This is a genomic window from Blattabacterium cuenoti, from assembly GCF_014251575.1.
Lineage (GTDB): Bacteria > Bacteroidota > Bacteroidia > Flavobacteriales > Blattabacteriaceae > Blattabacterium > Blattabacterium cuenoti_N.
Genome location: NZ_CP059191.1, coordinates 116,986 through 132,642, shown reverse-complemented (window position 1 = coordinate 132,642; position 15,657 = coordinate 116,986). Strand labels below are relative to the sequence as shown.

At 26.9% G+C, this 15,657-nt stretch carries 17 protein-coding genes, 2 tRNA genes and 1 other RNA gene; 11 read left to right on the top strand and 9 right to left on the bottom strand.

All coding sequences use genetic code 11. The features are described from left to right. Positions 1-6 precede the first annotated feature (6 nt). Positions 7-1,077 carry a peptide chain release factor 1 gene (gene prfA, locus H0H67_RS00615; protein ID WP_185859421.1) on the bottom strand — a complete coding sequence of 357 codons (1,071 nt, stop codon included), beginning with the start codon at positions 1,075-1,077 and terminating at the stop codon, positions 7-9. Between the two features lie 48 nt (positions 1,078-1,125). Then, positions 1,126-1,509 carry a DUF4293 family protein gene (locus H0H67_RS00610; RefSeq protein WP_185859420.1) on the bottom strand — a complete coding sequence of 128 codons (384 nt, stop codon included), beginning with the start codon at positions 1,507-1,509 and terminating at the stop codon, positions 1,126-1,128. 148 nt (positions 1,510-1,657) lie between these two features. On the opposite strand from H0H67_RS00610, the gene rho reads away from it, so the two are divergent. From rho to rmuC, 3 genes are all read left to right on the top strand, one after another. Then, positions 1,658-3,226 carry a transcription termination factor Rho gene (gene rho / locus H0H67_RS00605; protein WP_185859419.1) on the top strand — a complete coding sequence of 523 codons (1,569 nt, stop codon included), beginning with the start codon at positions 1,658-1,660 and terminating at the stop codon, positions 3,224-3,226. Between the two features lie 65 nt (positions 3,227-3,291). Next, positions 3,292-3,364, top strand: a tRNA-Met gene (locus H0H67_RS00600). A gap of 37 nt (positions 3,365-3,401) precedes the next feature. Continuing rightward, on the top strand, positions 3,402-4,565 hold the full coding sequence (rmuC, locus tag H0H67_RS00595; protein WP_185859418.1) for a DNA recombination protein RmuC: 1,164 nt from the start codon (positions 3,402-3,404) through the stop codon (positions 4,563-4,565). Between the two features lie 2 nt (positions 4,566-4,567). On the opposite strand, the gene H0H67_RS00590 is transcribed toward rmuC, so the two are convergent. The 3 genes from H0H67_RS00590 to H0H67_RS00580 all read right to left on the bottom strand — a co-directional run bounded on the left by H0H67_RS00590 (position 4,568) and on the right by H0H67_RS00580 (position 5,644). Then, positions 4,568-4,652, bottom strand: a tRNA-Ser gene (locus H0H67_RS00590). Next, an RNA gene (gene rnpB, locus H0H67_RS00585) (RNase P RNA component class A) lies at positions 4,653-4,942 on the bottom strand. Beyond that, positions 4,940-5,644 carry a YebC/PmpR family DNA-binding transcriptional regulator gene (locus H0H67_RS00580; protein WP_185859417.1) on the bottom strand — a complete coding sequence of 235 codons (705 nt, stop codon included), beginning with the start codon at positions 5,642-5,644 and terminating at the stop codon, positions 4,940-4,942. Before H0H67_RS00580 ends, rnpB begins: the two co-directional genes overlap by 3 nt. Positions 5,645-5,709: 65 nt before the next feature. Between H0H67_RS00580 and rpmB the strand changes: the two genes are divergently transcribed. The 5 genes from rpmB (at position 5,710) to htpG (ending at position 9,158) form a co-directional block, all read left to right on the top strand. Then, positions 5,710-5,949 (top strand): 50S ribosomal protein L28, encoded by a 240-nt coding sequence (gene rpmB / locus H0H67_RS00575; RefSeq protein WP_185859416.1) that lies wholly within the window; start codon positions 5,710-5,712, stop codon positions 5,947-5,949. Between the two features lie 2 nt (positions 5,950-5,951). Further along, complete coding sequence (gene rpmG, locus H0H67_RS00570; RefSeq protein WP_185859415.1) at positions 5,952-6,134, top strand: 50S ribosomal protein L33; 183 nt, start codon at positions 5,952-5,954, stop codon at positions 6,132-6,134. Position 6,135: 1 nt separating this feature from the next. Beyond that, positions 6,136-6,291 (top strand): DUF4295 family protein, encoded by a 156-nt coding sequence (locus tag H0H67_RS00565; RefSeq protein ID WP_185859414.1) that lies wholly within the window; start codon positions 6,136-6,138, stop codon positions 6,289-6,291. 9 nt (positions 6,292-6,300) lie between these two features. Then, positions 6,301-7,251 carry a signal recognition particle-docking protein FtsY gene (ftsY, locus tag H0H67_RS00560; RefSeq protein ID WP_185859413.1) on the top strand — a complete coding sequence of 317 codons (951 nt, stop codon included), beginning with the start codon at positions 6,301-6,303 and terminating at the stop codon, positions 7,249-7,251. Between the two features lie 65 nt (positions 7,252-7,316). Next, the gene (htpG, locus tag H0H67_RS00555; RefSeq protein WP_185859412.1) at positions 7,317-9,158 is read left to right on the top strand and encodes a molecular chaperone HtpG; all 1,842 of its coding nucleotides are present in this window, start codon (positions 7,317-7,319) and stop codon (positions 9,156-9,158) included. Positions 9,159-9,165: 7 nt separating this feature from the next. Here the strand turns inward: htpG and H0H67_RS00550 are convergent, their stop codons facing one another. Then, positions 9,166-9,936, bottom strand: coding sequence for a 3'-5' exonuclease (locus H0H67_RS00550; RefSeq protein ID WP_185859411.1), 771 nt, complete (start codon positions 9,934-9,936; stop codon positions 9,166-9,168). 4 nt (positions 9,937-9,940) lie between these two features. Beyond that, complete coding sequence (locus tag H0H67_RS00545; protein ID WP_317168118.1) at positions 9,941-10,600, bottom strand: CDP-alcohol phosphatidyltransferase family protein; 660 nt, start codon at positions 10,598-10,600, stop codon at positions 9,941-9,943. 73 nt (positions 10,601-10,673) lie between these two features. Here H0H67_RS00545 and ybeY point away from each other — a divergent pair, with 73 nt between their 5' ends. Beyond that, positions 10,674-11,090 carry an rRNA maturation RNase YbeY gene (gene ybeY / locus H0H67_RS00540; RefSeq protein ID WP_185859409.1) on the top strand — a complete coding sequence of 139 codons (417 nt, stop codon included), beginning with the start codon at positions 10,674-10,676 and terminating at the stop codon, positions 11,088-11,090. A gap of 10 nt (positions 11,091-11,100) precedes the next feature. Further along, a complete protein-coding gene (gene mnmG / locus H0H67_RS00535) occupies positions 11,101-12,975 on the top strand; it encodes a tRNA uridine-5-carboxymethylaminomethyl(34) synthesis enzyme MnmG (RefSeq protein WP_185859408.1) in 1,875 nt (624 codons plus the stop codon). A 6-nt stretch (positions 12,976-12,981) separates the two neighbouring features. Here the strand turns inward: mnmG and H0H67_RS00530 are convergent, their stop codons facing one another. Then, positions 12,982-13,278, bottom strand: a complete 297-nt coding sequence (locus H0H67_RS00530) for an FtsB family cell division protein (RefSeq protein ID WP_238784579.1) — start codon at positions 13,276-13,278, stop codon at positions 12,982-12,984. Positions 13,279-13,497: 219 nt separating this feature from the next. Between H0H67_RS00530 and fumC the strand changes: the two genes are divergently transcribed. Next, a complete protein-coding gene (gene fumC / locus H0H67_RS00525) occupies positions 13,498-14,883 on the top strand; it encodes a class II fumarate hydratase (RefSeq protein WP_185859407.1) in 1,386 nt (461 codons plus the stop codon). A gap of 11 nt (positions 14,884-14,894) precedes the next feature. On the opposite strand, the gene H0H67_RS00520 is transcribed toward fumC, so the two are convergent. Continuing rightward, positions 14,895-15,656 (bottom strand): TatD family hydrolase, encoded by a 762-nt coding sequence (locus tag H0H67_RS00520; RefSeq protein WP_185859406.1) that lies wholly within the window; start codon positions 15,654-15,656, stop codon positions 14,895-14,897. Between the last annotated feature and the right edge of the window lies 1 nt (position 15,657).

The following is a 15,657-nucleotide window of genomic DNA, read 5'->3' as shown; positions in this document are numbered from 1 at the left end:
ATGACATTATTTTTTTTTTTCAAAATGTTTTAAAAGATTAATCATTTCTTGAATGTTTCCATTCATGAATCCTACAAGATCATAAATAGATTTGTGTATTCTATGATCCGTGATCCTGCTTTTTGGATAGTTATAGGTTCGTATTTTGACAGAACGATCTCCCGTAGAGACCAAAGATTTTCTTTTTATAGATATTTCCTTTAATCTTTTTTCCTTTTCGATTTGATAAATTTTTGACCGTAAAACATTTATAGCTTTTTCAAAATTTTTGTGTTGAGAACGTTCTTCTTGGCATTCTACTGTGATTTTACTGGGTATATGGGTTAATCGGACAGCTGATTCTGTTTTGTTGACGTGTTGTCCTCCAGATCCACTAGATCTAAAAGTATCTTTTTTGATATCAGATAAATTAATATTTACCTCTATATCTTTGACTTTAGGAAGTACGGCTACTGTTATAGCAGATGTATGCACTCTACCTTGAGATTCTGTTTTTGGAATCCTTTGCACTCTATGTACTCCAGATTCAAATTTTAAATTCCCATAAACTCCCTCTTTTCCATTTACATCTAAAATGATTTCTTTGTATCCTTTTATTCCTCCTTTTTGAGAATGTATAACTTTATATTTCCAACCTGATTTTTTAAAATACATTGTATACATTCTTAATATATCTTCTACAAAAAGACATGCTTCATCTCCTCCTGTTCCAGAACGAAGTTCTACAATAGCATTTCTATGATCTTCTGTTGTTTCTTCTGATAAAATCAGATCATAATATTCTTTTTCAATAGAAGACAAATTTTCTAAAATTTTGTATTTTTCTATGGAGGCTAATTCTTTTAGATCTGCATCTGAATCGTTTTTCAATATAAAATTTGCTTCTTGAAGCAAAGCAAGTCTTTTTTTGTATTTTTCATAAAGGAAAACTATTTTTTCCAGTTTTATATATTTTTTTAATAGTATTTTATATTTCTTTTGATCAGATATAATATTAGGTTGAATAATAGATTTTGAAATTTCATGAAATTCCTTTTTAAATTCTTCTAATTTTTGAATAAATGAAGATTCTTTCATTTTTTTTCAGTTTTTCCAATAAAAATTTTAAAATTCATTGAATGGAAGTCATCGTATTCTACTCATGGAATCAATTAATTCTATATCTTTTTTTATTGCCTTATTTGCCATATACAAAATCCATATGCTACAAAAACATAATAATACGAAAAAAATGGACATTTCTCTTTTAAGAATAATGTATTGATTCGATTGATAAAAAAAAAGAATCAAATGAATGCTGTTTATAAGCATATTTATTTGATTCATAAATATTTGAAATTTCTTTTTTTTGAAAAAAAGAAAACTTAAAATAGATAGAATTAAACATATAATTAGAAAAACAGAAATCGTTTTTTTTAAAGAAAAGAAAATGGTACGAAAATAATATAGAAAAACGGAATAAATTAAGATGGAAATAAATAGATATAATGTTTGTATTCTATATAACATATAAATTAAATTGTTTATTATTATTTTTGTTATTCAAGTTCAAATTAATTTTTTGTATAATTGTATTTATCGTTTCTAAAATAATTATACTAAAAAAGTATATTATTTGCCAAGCATCATATTATATAAAATCTAACCCAATCACTTTATGTTTGATATTACTGAATTAAAAAGTAAAAAACTTTTTGAATTACAAGAGATTGCTCGTTCTTCAGGATTAAAAAAATGTACACAATTACGAAAAAACGAACTCCTAGAGAAAATCATTTCCATTTTTAATAACAAAAATACTTCCACACATTCTTCATCAAGAAAAGAAAATCCTTTAAAAAAAGGATTTAAAATTCGAAAAAACTCAGAATCTAAAAATTCATTTTCTGAAAAAAAAAATATAAATAATGGGAAAAAAAAATTAGTTTCTCAAGAAAATTTGAAAAATTCCAATTCAAAGCTATCAGAAGATATAAAGTATCAAAAAAAATATCAAAATTTTCCTAATTGGAGAAAAAATGAGAAATCTGAATCTCAACTATCATCTCATAGCCACGAAGGGTTATCACACAAAATTTCTTCTAATAAATATCGTACTCCTGAATATGAATTCGAAGGAATTATAATCAGTGAAGGAGTATTGGAAATTATGCCAGAAAATTACGGGTTTTTAAGATCTTCCGATTTTAACTATTTATCATCACCTGATGATATTTACGTTTCTCAATCTCAAATTAGACTTTTCGGAATGAAAACAGGAGATACAATAAGAGGAGAAGTTCGTCCTCCTAAAGATGGAGAAAAATATTTTCCCTTAATTAAAATTCTTGAAATCAATGGTCGTCCTCCTTTTTTTGTAAGAGAAAGAGATTCTTTTGAACATTTAACTCCATTATTTCCTAATGAAAAATTCAAGTTAGCTGAAAAAAAAGCAACTCTTTCTACAAGAATAGTAGATCTTTTCACTCCCATAGGAAAAGGACAAAGAGGAATGATTGTCGCTCCTCCTAAAACAGGAAAAACGACTTTATTAAAAGAAATAGCTAATGCTATTGCTGCCAATCACCCTGAAGTTTATTTAATTATATTGTTGATTGATGAACGTCCAGAAGAAGTCACAGATATGCAAAGAAATGTTAAAGGAGAAGTTATTGCATCTACTTTTGATGAACCTGCAGATAGACATGTTAAAGTGGCTAATATTGTTTTACAAAAAGCAAAAAGAATGGTTGAATGTTCTCATGATGTAGTCATTTTGTTGGATTCTATTACACGTTTAGCACGTGCATACAATACTGTAGCACCTGCATCTGGAAAAGTTTTGTCAGGAGGTGTGGATGCAAATGCATTACATAGACCAAAAAGATTTTTTGGAGCTGCCAGAAATATAGAGAATGGAGGATCTTTATCTATTATTGCTACAGCTATGATTGATACAGGATCAAAAATGGATGAAGTTATTTTTGAAGAATTTAAAGGAACAGGAAATAAAGAACTTCAATTAGATAGAAAAATAGCTAATAAACGAATTTATCCAGCTATTGATTTAGTTTCTTCTAGTACAAGAAAAGATGATCTTTTGCTTGATCAAAATACATTACAAAGAATGTGGATTTTGCGAAAGCATCTTTCTGATATGAATCCAGTGGAAGCTATGGAATTTTTAAGATCCAGAATGTCTAGAACTCAAAATAACGAAGAGTTTTTAATATCTATGAATGGATGAATTTGTAATATATTTTTTTATCAATATTTGATTTTGTAGATGAAAAACATTATATTATTGATTGTCGCGGGATGGAGCAGTTGGTAGCTCGTCGGGCTCATAACCCGAAGGTCATAGGTTCGAGTCCTATTCCCGCTACTATTTCCTCATCAATCAAATGATTTCTTTTTATTTCATGGATTATTTTTTTATTATTTTTTGTTTTTTTATTTTTTTCATATGCATATATTTTTTGAGAAAACTGGAATTGTTTTTCAGAAAAGAATTCAAGGATCAAAAAGATGAAATTCATAAATTATCTCAATATAGCAAAAAAGAGCTTAGTGATTCTTTGATAGAAGTAAAAAATGGATTGATACAAACTACAAGAGATTCTCAAGATTATCTAGATAAAAAAATTCAATTTTACATTGATAATCAATCAAAAAAATTAGATTCCGTTTATAATAAACAAGAAAAATTGATTAAAATTATAGAAAAAAGACTTGAAGAAATAAAAGAAAATGTTAATGAAAAACTTCAAAATTCTTTGAATATTCATCTTGGTAAATCATTCGAAATTATTGGTAATCAATTATTGTTTTTACAAGAAGGTTTGGGAGAAATGAAAATTTTGGCAAAAGATGTAAGTTCTTTAAAAAGAACCCTAAATCATGTAAAAATATGTGGTAGTTTTAGCGAGATGCAACTTTCAATGCTTTTACAACAAATTTTGTCTCCAGAGCAATATGCTTCTAATGTTATTACCAAATCTAGCACAAAATTTGTTGTAGAATTTGCAATCAAACTTCCAGGACTTGGGGACGGAAATATTATATGGCTACCTATTGATGTAAAATTTCCAAAAGAAACTTATGAAAAAGTACAAAACGCTTATCGTCAAGGAGAAAAAAAAAATATAGAAATAGCTATAAAAAATATGGAATCTGTACTTAAAAAAATGTCCAAAGATATTCAAGATAAGTACATAGATCCTCCAAACACTACTGATTTTGCTATTCTTTTCTTACCCTTTGAAGGAATCTATGCTGAAATAGCAAGGAATTCTAGTTTATTAGAAGAATTATTAAGAAAATACAAAACCGTAATAACAGGACCATCAACATTGGCAGCTGTATTAAACAGTTTACAGATAGGGTTCAGAACTTTAGCTATTCAAAAAAGGAGTTCTGAAGTATGGAAAATTTTGGAAACAGTAAAACAAGAATTCAAAAAATTTGGATTACTGCTTCATCAGGCTCAAGATAAATTACAAGGAGCTTCAAAGGATATCAATAAATTATTGGGAGTTAGAACTAATTTAATTGAAAAAAAATTGAAAGACATAGAAAGTTGTTAAAGCGGAGAGAAAGGGATTCGAACCCTTGACACTTTTCTGTGAACACGCTTTCCAGACGTGCGCCTTAATCCTCTCGGCCATCTCTCCAAAATAAGTAGGACTATAAGCCGGATTCTGTATTGATACCTATCATTTATCTAGGATTTAGGTTACCCATGATCTCTATCTGCCTACCCCCCGGTATAAACCGAGCCAGTCTTCCGGTGTACATGGCATTTCACCACACAGAGTTTACATGATTTCACTACAGCTATTCATCTGTACTTTCTTTCTGTTGCACTATTCCTCATCTCACGATGGATGGGTGTTACCCACTGTGTTGCTCTATGGTGTCCGGACTTTCCTCATTTTTTCAATGCGATAGGTCGTCCTACTTATAAATTAGAGTAAGTGTTTTCTACATCTTCATCTTTTTCAAGTTTTTCAATTAAATTCAAAACTTTTTCTTTCTTTTCTTTTGAAATCCATTTCATCATTTGTTTAGGAACACGTATTACTTGATATTCATGGAATATTTCTAATTTTTCTAAATGGCTTTTCATAGATCCAAAGTATTCAAAATCTGTGTATATAGAAACCATCTCGTTTCTTTGTAGAAAATCTTTAGCTCCAAAATCTATTGTCATTAATTCAAAATCTTCCATTGAATAATGAATCTCTTTTTTTTTTAGATGAAAGACACCCATTCTATGAAATAAATGAGTTAACTCTCCATTATGACATAGTCTTCCTCCATTTTTTTTCAAAAATGTTCTGATATTAGAAATTGTACGAATACTATTATTCGTAATACATTCTATAATCAAACTGACTCCGTGAATCTGTCCTTCTAAATTTAAATTTTTGTAATCGTCTGTTCTTATTTGTAAAGCTTTTTTTATGGCTTTTTCTATAGTGCTTTTAGGAATATTAACTGATTTTGCATTCATAATCGCATTTCTGAAACGAAAATTATTAGTACCTGATTCTTTAACAGCGATAGTTATTTCTTTTATAATTTTGGAAAACTTTCTAGACTTTCTGAAATCTTGATTAGATTTTCTATGTTGTATATTTGCCCACTTACTATGTCCTGACATGAAGCGTCTTTCTTTTTTTATGCTAAATTAGCAATTTGATCAGCAATTTAGAAAAAAAAACTATTATGTCAAAAGTTTGTGAATTGACAGGAAAAAAAGCAATGACAGGAAATAAAGTTTCTCATGCAAATAATAAAAAAAAACGTCGTTTTAATATTAACTTATGTAAAAAACGTTTTTTTTTAATAAAAGAAAAAAAATGGATTACTTTAAAAATTTGTGCTTATGGAGTGAAACTTATTAATAAAATAGGAATTGAAAAGGCATTAAAACGTTACAAAAAAAATATAAAATTTAATAAATAAATATGGCTAAAAAAGGAAATAGAATACAAGTTATATTAGAATGCGTTGAACAAAAAAAAAGTGGAATTCCTGGTTGTTCTAGGTATGTAACAACAAAAAACAAAAAAAATACTCCGAATAGAATTGAATTAAAAAAATATAATCCATTGTTAAGAAAATATACAACTCATAAAGAAATAAAATAATATGTCTAAAAAAATAGTAGAAAACAAGAAAAAAAAATCATCAAAAAAAATGACTTTGGCTATAAAAATAGTTAAATCTAAAAAATCTGATTTTTATACCTTTGAGAAGAAAATGCTTTCTGATGAGGAAGTCAAGATTTTTTTTATAAAAAAGTAGTTATTTATAATGTTCTTTCTAAAAAAAGAAAAGGAATCAGCATTTCATCATGAATTGAGAAAAACTAGAGAATCCTTTTTTTATAAAATAAAAAATCTTTTTTTGAGAAAATCAAAAATAGAAAAAAATGTCATCGATCATATAGAAGATCTATTGTTGTCTGCAGATATAGGGACAAAAACTACTATAAAAATCATCAACAATTTAGAAAAAAGAATTCAAAAAGAAAAATATAGGACTACACAAGACCTATATGATTTTCTGAAAAAAGAGATAGAAAATCTTTTTATAGATATAAAAAATGAATCTTTAGAAAAAAAAATAAAATATCATAAAAAACCATATGTAATTATGATAGTAGGAGTCAATGGAGTAGGAAAAACAACTACAATTGGAAAATTGTCTTTTTTTTTAAAGAAAAAAGGTTTTAATTTAATTATAGGAGCTTCTGATACATTTAGGGAAGCAGCCGTTGATCAACTTGAAATATGGGCAAATAAAGCTCAAGTTTCTTTAATAAAACAACATATGCATGCAGATCCAGCATCTGTAGCATATGATACTTTACAATCTGCTAAATCCAGAAAAAAAGATGTGGTCTTAATTGACACAGCTGGTAGATTACAAAATCGTATTGGTCTGATGGAAGAGCTTGCTAAAATAAGTAGAGTCATGAAAAAAATTATACCTGAGTCTCCTCATGAAATTATGCTTGTTTTGGATGCAAGTACGGGTCAAAACGCTTTTGAACAGGTCAAAAAGTTCACTCATTTCGTTAAAATTTCTTCTATTGTATTGACAAAAATAGAGGGGACAGCTAAAGGTGGAGTAGTAATAGGAATTATGGATCAATTCAAAATCCCCATCCAATATCTAGGAACAGGTGAAAAGATACAAGATTTGAAAGAATTTGATGGAAAAAAATTTATAAATTCTTTTTTTGAAAACAATGAAAGCTGACATTCTGTCTTTTTCATTTGTTATGGTATGATCTTTGTTTTATTTTTTTCAAAAATGTTAGTTTTATGGAGGATAATAAAATTAGTGTGACTTCAGATAATATTTTCCCTATCATCAAAAGATTTCTTTATTCTGATCAAGAAGTTTTTTTGCGTGAACTTGTTTCTAATGCAACAGATGCTATTATTAAATTGAAAACTATAGCTAAATTGGAAAATTTGGATGATATTGTAGATGATTTGAAAGTTAATGTTCTAATAGATCAAGAAAATAAAACTATTCATGTCATAGATAATGGGATTGGAATGACCAAAGAAGAAGTAAAAAAATATATTAATCAAATAGCTTTTTCTGGAGCAGAAGAATTTATTAAAAAATATAATACATCTGAAAAAGATAGTCATATTATTGGTCATTTTGGGTTGGGATTTTATTCTTCTTTTATGGTAGCTAATAAAGTCATTCTTTTCACTCAAAGTTATCAAAAAGAAGCATCATCTATATTTTGGTCTTGCGAAGGTTCTCCTAATTTTATAATGAAAGAAATTGAAAAAAGAGATAGAGGAACAGAAATAGTTTTATTTCTTAATGAAGATAGTAAGGAATTTTTAGAATATAATCGTATTTTAAAATTGATACAAAAATATTGTAAATTTATGCCTGTAGAAATTCATTTATCTTCTAAAGAAAAGAATGATAAAGAAACTATTGTCAATAATATTCATCCTGCTTGGAATAAAAATCCACTTCAATTGATTGATAAAAATTATTTAGATTTTTATCATGAATTATATCCTAATCAGTTAGAAGATCCTTTATTTTGGGTCCATTTAAATATAGATCATCCTTTTCATCTTACAGGAATTTTATTTTTTCCTAAAATAGAAAGAAGAATTGACATACAGAAAGATAAAATTCATTTGTATCAAAATCAAGTTTATATTACGGATAATTTAGAGGGAATTGTTCCAGATTTCCTTAGCTTATTAAGAGGAGTTATAGATTCTACAGATATCCCTCTTAATGTATCACGTTCTCATTTACAGTCAAATACATCTGTTAAAAATATATCCAGATACATAACAAGAAAAGTTTCTGATAAGCTAAATTCTCTATTTCTTTCAAATAGAGAAGATTTTCAAAAAAAATGGGAAGATATAAAAATTATAGTAGAATACGGAATGATTAGTACACAAAACTTTTTTGATAAAGCTATTAAATTTTTAATTTTTTATACTATCGATAACGTTTATTTTACTTTAAAAGAGTTTAAAGAAAAAATAAGTCAAATTCAAAAAAATAAAGAAGGAAAAATTGTTTTTCTTTATTCTTCAGATAAAGAAGAACAACATAGTTACATTAAAGAAGCAAAAGATAGAAATTATGAAGTTTTAATTTTGGATAGTCCTCTTTCAGTTCATTTAATACAAAAATTAGAATTTTATGACAAGGAAATTTCTTTTGTTAGAGTAGATTCAGATCATATTGAAAAATTAATTGATAAAGAGAAAAAATATGATTCAGAACTTTCTGAAAAAGAGAAACAAGATTTGAAAAATCTTATTAATACTCATTTAGTGGATGATTATAAATTTTCCATACAATTAGAAAATTTATCCAAAAAAGATTATCCTTTTTTAATTATCGTTCCGGAGTTTTTAAGAAGAATCAAAGAAATGAATTCTATAGGAAGGGATCTTGTAGAAAGAGATCAAAAAAAATATTATCAATTGATAGTAAATACAAATCATATTTTGATGAAAAAAATATTACAAGAAACATTTGAAGAGAAAAGAAAAGAAATGATTCAAGAAGCTTTGAATTTAACTCTTTTATCCAAAAATTTGCTTCACGGAAAAAATCTCACTGATTTTATCTCAAAGAGATTAGAAGATATTGTTAGATGATAGTTTTTTAAGATTTATTAAATCTTCTTAATTTAACTCCTGTTAATATTTTTTTTGTGTATAATGGAAAATCTGAATTTTGTATCCATCCATAATAATTGGGGTCTTTTTCAAAAATTTCAAAAACCTTTTCTCCTTTATATTTTCCAAAATTAAATATTTCGTTTCCTTCTTCATCTATTTTGACAAATCCAGCAAGATCTGCTATATTTTTTTGGTGAGAAAATTGATTTAGACTTTTGACATCTTTTTTTAAATTTTCATATTTTTCCAATTGTGCCAGTAGTATTTCATATGTAGCAAATGCATCTGCTTTTGAACTATGAGCTTTCATAAGATCTTTACTGCAATAATATTTATAAGCAGCAGAAAGTGTTCTAGGCTCCATTTTATGAAATATAACTTGCACGTCTATAGTTTTGTATTTTTTAATATCGAAAGATATTCCTGCACGAAGCATTTCTTCTGCTAAAATTGGTATATCAAATCTATTAGAATTATATCCTGCTAGGTCTGTATTTTCAATCATTTTAAAAATGATAAAGGCCACATCTTTAAATCTAAGTTTTCCTGCTACATCTTCATCTTTAATTCCATGAATAGCTGTTGATTGTGTAGGAATAGGAATTCCAGGGTTGACCAACCAAGTTTTATCTTCTTGATTTCCATTAGTAAATATTTTTAATATGGATATTTCTATAATTCTATCTTTTCCGATATTGATTCCTGTTGCTTCTATATCAAAAAAACAAATGGGACGATGAAGTTTTAATTTCATATTATTATGAATTTTTCAATCTATGAAAATAGGTTGAAATTGTTATGTAAAAAATAATAATGCATGGTAAAGCTATTACATGTAAAGTTAATAAAAGAAATATACTAATCAATAAGAAAATATAACGGATTTTATTCTTTTTCCAAGAAAAACCTTGAAAAGTAAACGAAATCATTGGTATTTTAGAAACCATAAAATAACAAGAAAAGAATATCAGAAAAAATATTATGATAGGAGACATTATGAAATTTTTTATAAATAAAGGAACTGTAGAAGAAATAGTTACAATAGATAAAGAAGAAAAAAATAAAGTATTGACAGGGGTCGTCAATCCTCTATAATTATTATAAGGATTCATATTAAATTTAGCTAAACGACATGCGGAAAAAATGGCAATGAAAAAAGAAAACCATTCAAAAAATGGTATTTTTTTTTTCATTGTTTTCAATAACAGGAAAACTATTATGGATGGAACTATTCCAAAAGAAACCATATCAGCGAGAGAATCTAATTCTTTTCCGAATTGATTTTCGTTTTTTATGAACCTAGACATAAAACCATCTAAAAAATCAAAAATTATTGAAAATAAAGTAGCAATAAATGAGCATTCAAAATTTTTTGATTGTAAAAAAATTATGGATATGCATCCACAAAATAAATTCAATAAAGTAAAAATGTTTGGAATTATTTTTTTGATTTTTTTCAAAACATGTAAAAATTAATTATCCTTTAAAATAATGATTAAATTATTTTATGAAAACTCTGATTTTCTTATTCAAGATAAATCTTTCTTTATTAAAGAAATCTGTATTTTGTTAAATAATGAAGGAATGTATATTGGTAATATTAATTATGTTTTTTGTAATGATAATTTTATTTTGGACATGAATGAAAAATATTTGCAAAAAAATTTTTATACAGATGTACTTTCATTTAATTATTCTATCGATAAATGGATATCTGGAGATATATTTATTAGTGTAGATCGTGTTTTTGAAAATTCTAAACGATGGAATCAATCTTTCCTGGTTGAATTAAAACGTGTGATGATACATGCTGTATTACACCTTTTAGGATATGATGATCAAAAAAAAATGGATAAAAAGATAATGAAAAAAAAAGAAGAGTTTTATTTAAATTTATTTAAATTTTGAAAAAATAATCATGTTTTTAGATATATATGATATTATAGTGGTTGGTGGAGGACATTCTGGAGCAGAAGCTGCTTCCGCATCTTCTAATATGGGTTCTAAAACTTTACTTATTACTACAAATTTACAAACTATAGGTCAAATGTCATGTAATCCAGCTATAGGAGGCATAGCCAAAGGACAAATGATTAGAGAAATAGATGCTTTAGGGGGTTATTCTGGAATCATTGCTGATTATAGCATGATTCAATTTAGAATGCTGAATAAATCCAAAGGACCAGCTATGTGGAGTCCTAGAGCTCAATGCGATAGAAAGTTATTTTCCTATTATTGGAGATTTTTTTTAGAAAAAAATGTTCAATTAGATCTATATCAAGACACAGTGACTTCTTTAATTATAGAAAAAGATCAAGTGAAAGGTGTAAAAACTTTTTTTGGATTAAAAATTAAAGGAAAATCAGTTATACTTACAAATGGTACTTTTTTAAATGGAAAAATACATATTGGGAAAAAAAAAATTGATGGAGGAAGAATAGCAGAAAAAGAAGTTAGGGGGATCACGGAACAATTAACCAAATACTTTGGATTAAAATATGGTAGAATGAAAACTGGAACATCCCCAAGGGTAGATGGACGTTCCTTAAATTATGAGAAAATGAAATCTCAATATGGAGATTCTCATCCAAAAAAATTTTCTTTTTCTTATGAAACGAAAAAATTAACTAGACAACGAAAATGTTATATAACTTCTACAAATCAAAAAGTACATGATTTAATACGTAAAAATTTCAATTCCTCTCCAATTTTTACAGGATCTATTCAAGGAGTCAGTCCAAGATACTGTCCTTCTATAGAAGAAAAGATTTTTAGATTTTCTGAGAAAAAAGAACATCCTATTTTTGTAGAACCTGAAGGGTGGAATACTGCAGAAGTGTATGTCAATGGTTTTTCCACTTCTTTTTCAGAAGAAGTACAATATCAGTCATTAAAAAAAATTTATGGATTTGAAAAAGTGAAAATATTAAGACCTGGATATGCAATTGAATATGATTATTTTCCTCCCGAACAATTAAAACCTACTTTGGAGAGTAAGGTTATAAAAAACCTTTTTTTTGCTGGACAAATTAATGGTACTACTGGATATGAAGAAGCTGCTTCTCAAGGATTAATGGCAGGAATCAATGCTCATTTAAAAATTCGTGAAGAAGAACCGTTTCTTCTTAAAAGAAATCAAGCTTATATTGGGGTTTTAATAGATGATTTAATTACAAAAGGAACAGAAGAACCTTATAGAATGTTTACTTCAAGAGCTGAATATAGAATGTTATTACGGCAAGATAATGCAGATGTTAGGTTAACACCTATGGGATACAATATTGGTTTAATTTCAGAAGAAAAAATGAAAATATTAGATAAAAAAAAATATAAAATAGAAAAATGTATATATCTATTTCAAAAAAAAAATTTTGAACCGAAAGTTATAAATCCCATTTTAGATGATAAAAAGTCTCCTAGAATATATCATGATAAAAAAATAGAAACTATTTTATCTCGTTCTGAGATTGATATAAAAGACATTATATCCATTCCTTTTTTAATGGAAGAAATTAAAAAAAATGATTTTAATCAAGAAATATTGGAACAAGTTTCTATTCAAATAAAATATAAAGGATATATAGATAGAGAAAAAGAAAATGCGAAAAAATTATTAAAATTAGAAAATCTAAAAATTCCAAATAATTTTGATTATAAAAAAATTCAATCTATTTCCTTAGAAGCAAGAGAAAAATTGGATTATTATCGTCCAGTATCATTAGCGCAAGCATCAAGAATCAGTGGAATTTCTCCTTCTGATTTAAGCATTTTACTCATTTATATGGGACGTTAAGGTTGATTAGGTTATTTTTATCAGTTTTATCTGATTTTTGCTGGATATAACAAATAAATCTTCATCTTCTTTTTTCATGTAAAATTTTTCTCTTGCTAATTTTTCTAGATATTTAGGATCTGTAGTCAATTTTTTTAAATGATTATCTTCTGATAAAACTTTCTTTTTTAAAGAATCTCTATCTAATATCATTTCTTGGATACTATTATTAAACTTATAATGTAGCATTAAAGAATTGGAATCAAAAAAAGACATCCATATAAAGAAAAAGAAACTTATCCATAAGTATTTGTTTTTAAACATTTTATAATTTTTTTCTTTTTGTTATAAAATTCATCAAAAAATTGATGAATATACTTAGAATAACCCAGTAAATACTAAAAATAGATAGAAAAAAAACACACCAAAAACCAGATATAGTCACTACCAAAAAAAGTAAAAATCCTATAAACTTAATTATCATCATTTTTAATATAATAAAAATTTATAATTTTTTCTATAATTTAGTAAAAAAATAGGACAATGATTTATAGAACAGAAAAAGATACTTTGGGTGTAGTGAAAGTTCCTGTAGATAAATACTGGGGTGCGCAAACAGAAAGATCTAGGAAAAATTTTAGAATAGGTTCAGAAGCTTCTATGCCTATAGAAATTATTCATTCCTTTGGTTTTTTAAAAAAAGCTGCGGCTCATGCAAACTATAAATTTGGTCTTTTATCTAAAAAAAAAAGAGATATTATCTCTTTGGTTTGTAATGAAATTATAGAAGAAAAATTAAATAATCAATTTCCTTTAGTTATATGGCAAACAGGATCTGGAACTCATACCAATATGAATATTAATGAAGTGATTTCTAATAGAGCTCACGTTTTAATGGGAGGGGTTATGGGTCAAGGAAAATCTTTTATACACCCAAATGATGATGTAAATATGTCTCAATCATCTAATGATACTTTTCCTACAGCAATGCATATTGCTTCTTATAAAAAGTTGATAGAAAAAACTATTCCTTCTATCAAGAAATTAAGAGAAACTTTGGAAAAAAAATCAAAATCATTTCAAAATGTGATTAAAATAGGTAGAACTCATCTTATGGATGCTACTCCCATTACTTTAGGACAAGAATTTTCAGGTTATGTTTCTCAAATAGATCATGGATTGGATTCTATTGAAAAAACTTTAGATCATCTTTCTGAATTAGCTATAGGAGGAACTGCTGTGGGAACGGGATTAAATGCACCAAAGGGGTATGATGCAAAAGTGACTGAATATATATGTAGATATACAGGTTACCCTTTTAAAGTCGCAAAGAATAAATTTGAATCTTTATCATCTCATAATGCTATGGTAGAGGCTCACGGAGCTTTAAAACAAATAGCCGTTTCTTTAATAAAAATATCAAATGATATTCGTTTTTTAGCTTCTGGACCACGTTCAGGAATTGGAGAAATTTTCATTCCTGAAAATGAACCAGGGTCTTCTATCATGCCTGGAAAAATAAACCCTACTCAATGTGAAGCGATTATGATGGTTTGTACACAAATTATAGGAAACGATGTCTCCATTTCCATAGCCGGATCTTCAGGAAACTACGAATTAAATGTTGCTAAACCATTAATAGTGTACAATTTTTTGCAATCTTCCCAACTTCTTTCAGATGCTTGTACTTCTTTTTCTTCTTTTTGTGTGAAAGGAATTAAACCAAATGATCAAAGAATTAAAGAATTATTGGATAAATCTTTGATGTTGGTCACAGCATTGAATACTCATATTGGATATGATAAATCAGCAGAAATAGCAAAATCTGCTTATGCAAATAATAGGACTTTAAAAGAAGAGGCAATTCGATTAGGATACTTAACTGAAGAAAAATTTGAAAAATTAGTTAATCCATCAAAAATGGTATGAATCAATATTTATTAAAAAAATAAGTTTTCTACATTCAGATGAATGATATCGGCTATTTTTTCTTCTGATGTAGAATAAATTTGAGAAAGTTTTTTCAAAATTATTCTTAAATTTTTTGGTTCATTTCTTTTTCCTCTAAAAGGATGTGGAGAAAGATAGGGGGAATCAGTTTCTAGAACTAGATGATCCAGACTTATTTTATGCAGAAATTGACTGATATGATTGTTTTTGAAAGTAATCATTCCTCCAATTCCTATTTTCATTCCAAAATCAATAATTTTTTTTGCTTGATCTAAAGTTCCAGAAAAACAATGAAATACTCCTTTAATAGAAGATTCTTTTGATAAAATGTTAAAAATATGATCAAAAGCTTTTCTGCAGTGTATAACTATGGGAAGTTTTTTTTTTTTTGCCCATTTTATTTGAATTTGAAAAGCGTATTCTTGTTCTGAAACAAATTTATTTTCTGAATAAAGATCCATTCCAATTTCTCCTACAGAAATAAAGGAATGTTTCCATAACCATTTTTCAATACTATTTAATTTTTTTTCTAAATTATCTGGAAAAACTCTATTGGGATGAAGTCCTATCATTGCATAACATATGTTAGGATATTTTTTTTCTAATTTTAATATATTGGGAATGTCGGAATAGTCTATAGAAGGAATAAAAAATCTGTGTATTCCTTGATTCAAAGCTTTTTGAATTACAAAATCAATGTCTTCATTAAAATCATTCATATACAGATGAGCATGGGTATCAGTAATTTTCATA

Coding starts and splice junctions, on each gene's coding strand:
- prfA (WP_185859421.1), bottom strand. CDS start 1,077: ATGAAAGAATCTTCATTTATTCAAAAATTAGAAGAATTTAAAAAGGAA.
- H0H67_RS00610 (WP_185859420.1), bottom strand. CDS start 1,509: ATGTTATATAGAATACAAACATTATATCTATTTATTTCCATCTTAATT.
- rho (WP_185859419.1), top strand. CDS start 1,658: ATGTTTGATATTACTGAATTAAAAAGTAAAAAACTTTTTGAATTACAA.
- rmuC (WP_185859418.1), top strand. CDS start 3,402: ATGGATTATTTTTTTATTATTTTTTGTTTTTTTATTTTTTTCATATGC.
- H0H67_RS00580 (WP_185859417.1), bottom strand. CDS start 5,644: ATGTCAGGACATAGTAAGTGGGCAAATATACAACATAGAAAATCTAAT.
- rpmB (WP_185859416.1), top strand. CDS start 5,710: ATGTCAAAAGTTTGTGAATTGACAGGAAAAAAAGCAATGACAGGAAAT.
- rpmG (WP_185859415.1), top strand. CDS start 5,952: ATGGCTAAAAAAGGAAATAGAATACAAGTTATATTAGAATGCGTTGAA.
- H0H67_RS00565 (WP_185859414.1), top strand. CDS start 6,136: ATGTCTAAAAAAATAGTAGAAAACAAGAAAAAAAAATCATCAAAAAAA.
- ftsY (WP_185859413.1), top strand. CDS start 6,301: ATGTTCTTTCTAAAAAAAGAAAAGGAATCAGCATTTCATCATGAATTG.
- htpG (WP_185859412.1), top strand. CDS start 7,317: ATGGAGGATAATAAAATTAGTGTGACTTCAGATAATATTTTCCCTATC.
- H0H67_RS00550 (WP_185859411.1), bottom strand. CDS start 9,936: ATGAAATTAAAACTTCATCGTCCCATTTGTTTTTTTGATATAGAAGCA.
- ybeY (WP_185859409.1), top strand. CDS start 10,674: ATGATTAAATTATTTTATGAAAACTCTGATTTTCTTATTCAAGATAAA.
- mnmG (WP_185859408.1), top strand. CDS start 11,101: ATGTTTTTAGATATATATGATATTATAGTGGTTGGTGGAGGACATTCT.
- H0H67_RS00530 (WP_238784579.1), bottom strand. CDS start 13,278: ATGTTTAAAAACAAATACTTATGGATAAGTTTCTTTTTCTTTATATGG.
- fumC (WP_185859407.1), top strand. CDS start 13,498: ATGATTTATAGAACAGAAAAAGATACTTTGGGTGTAGTGAAAGTTCCT.
- H0H67_RS00520 (WP_185859406.1), bottom strand. CDS start 15,656: ATGAAAATTACTGATACCCATGCTCATCTGTATATGAATGATTTTAAT.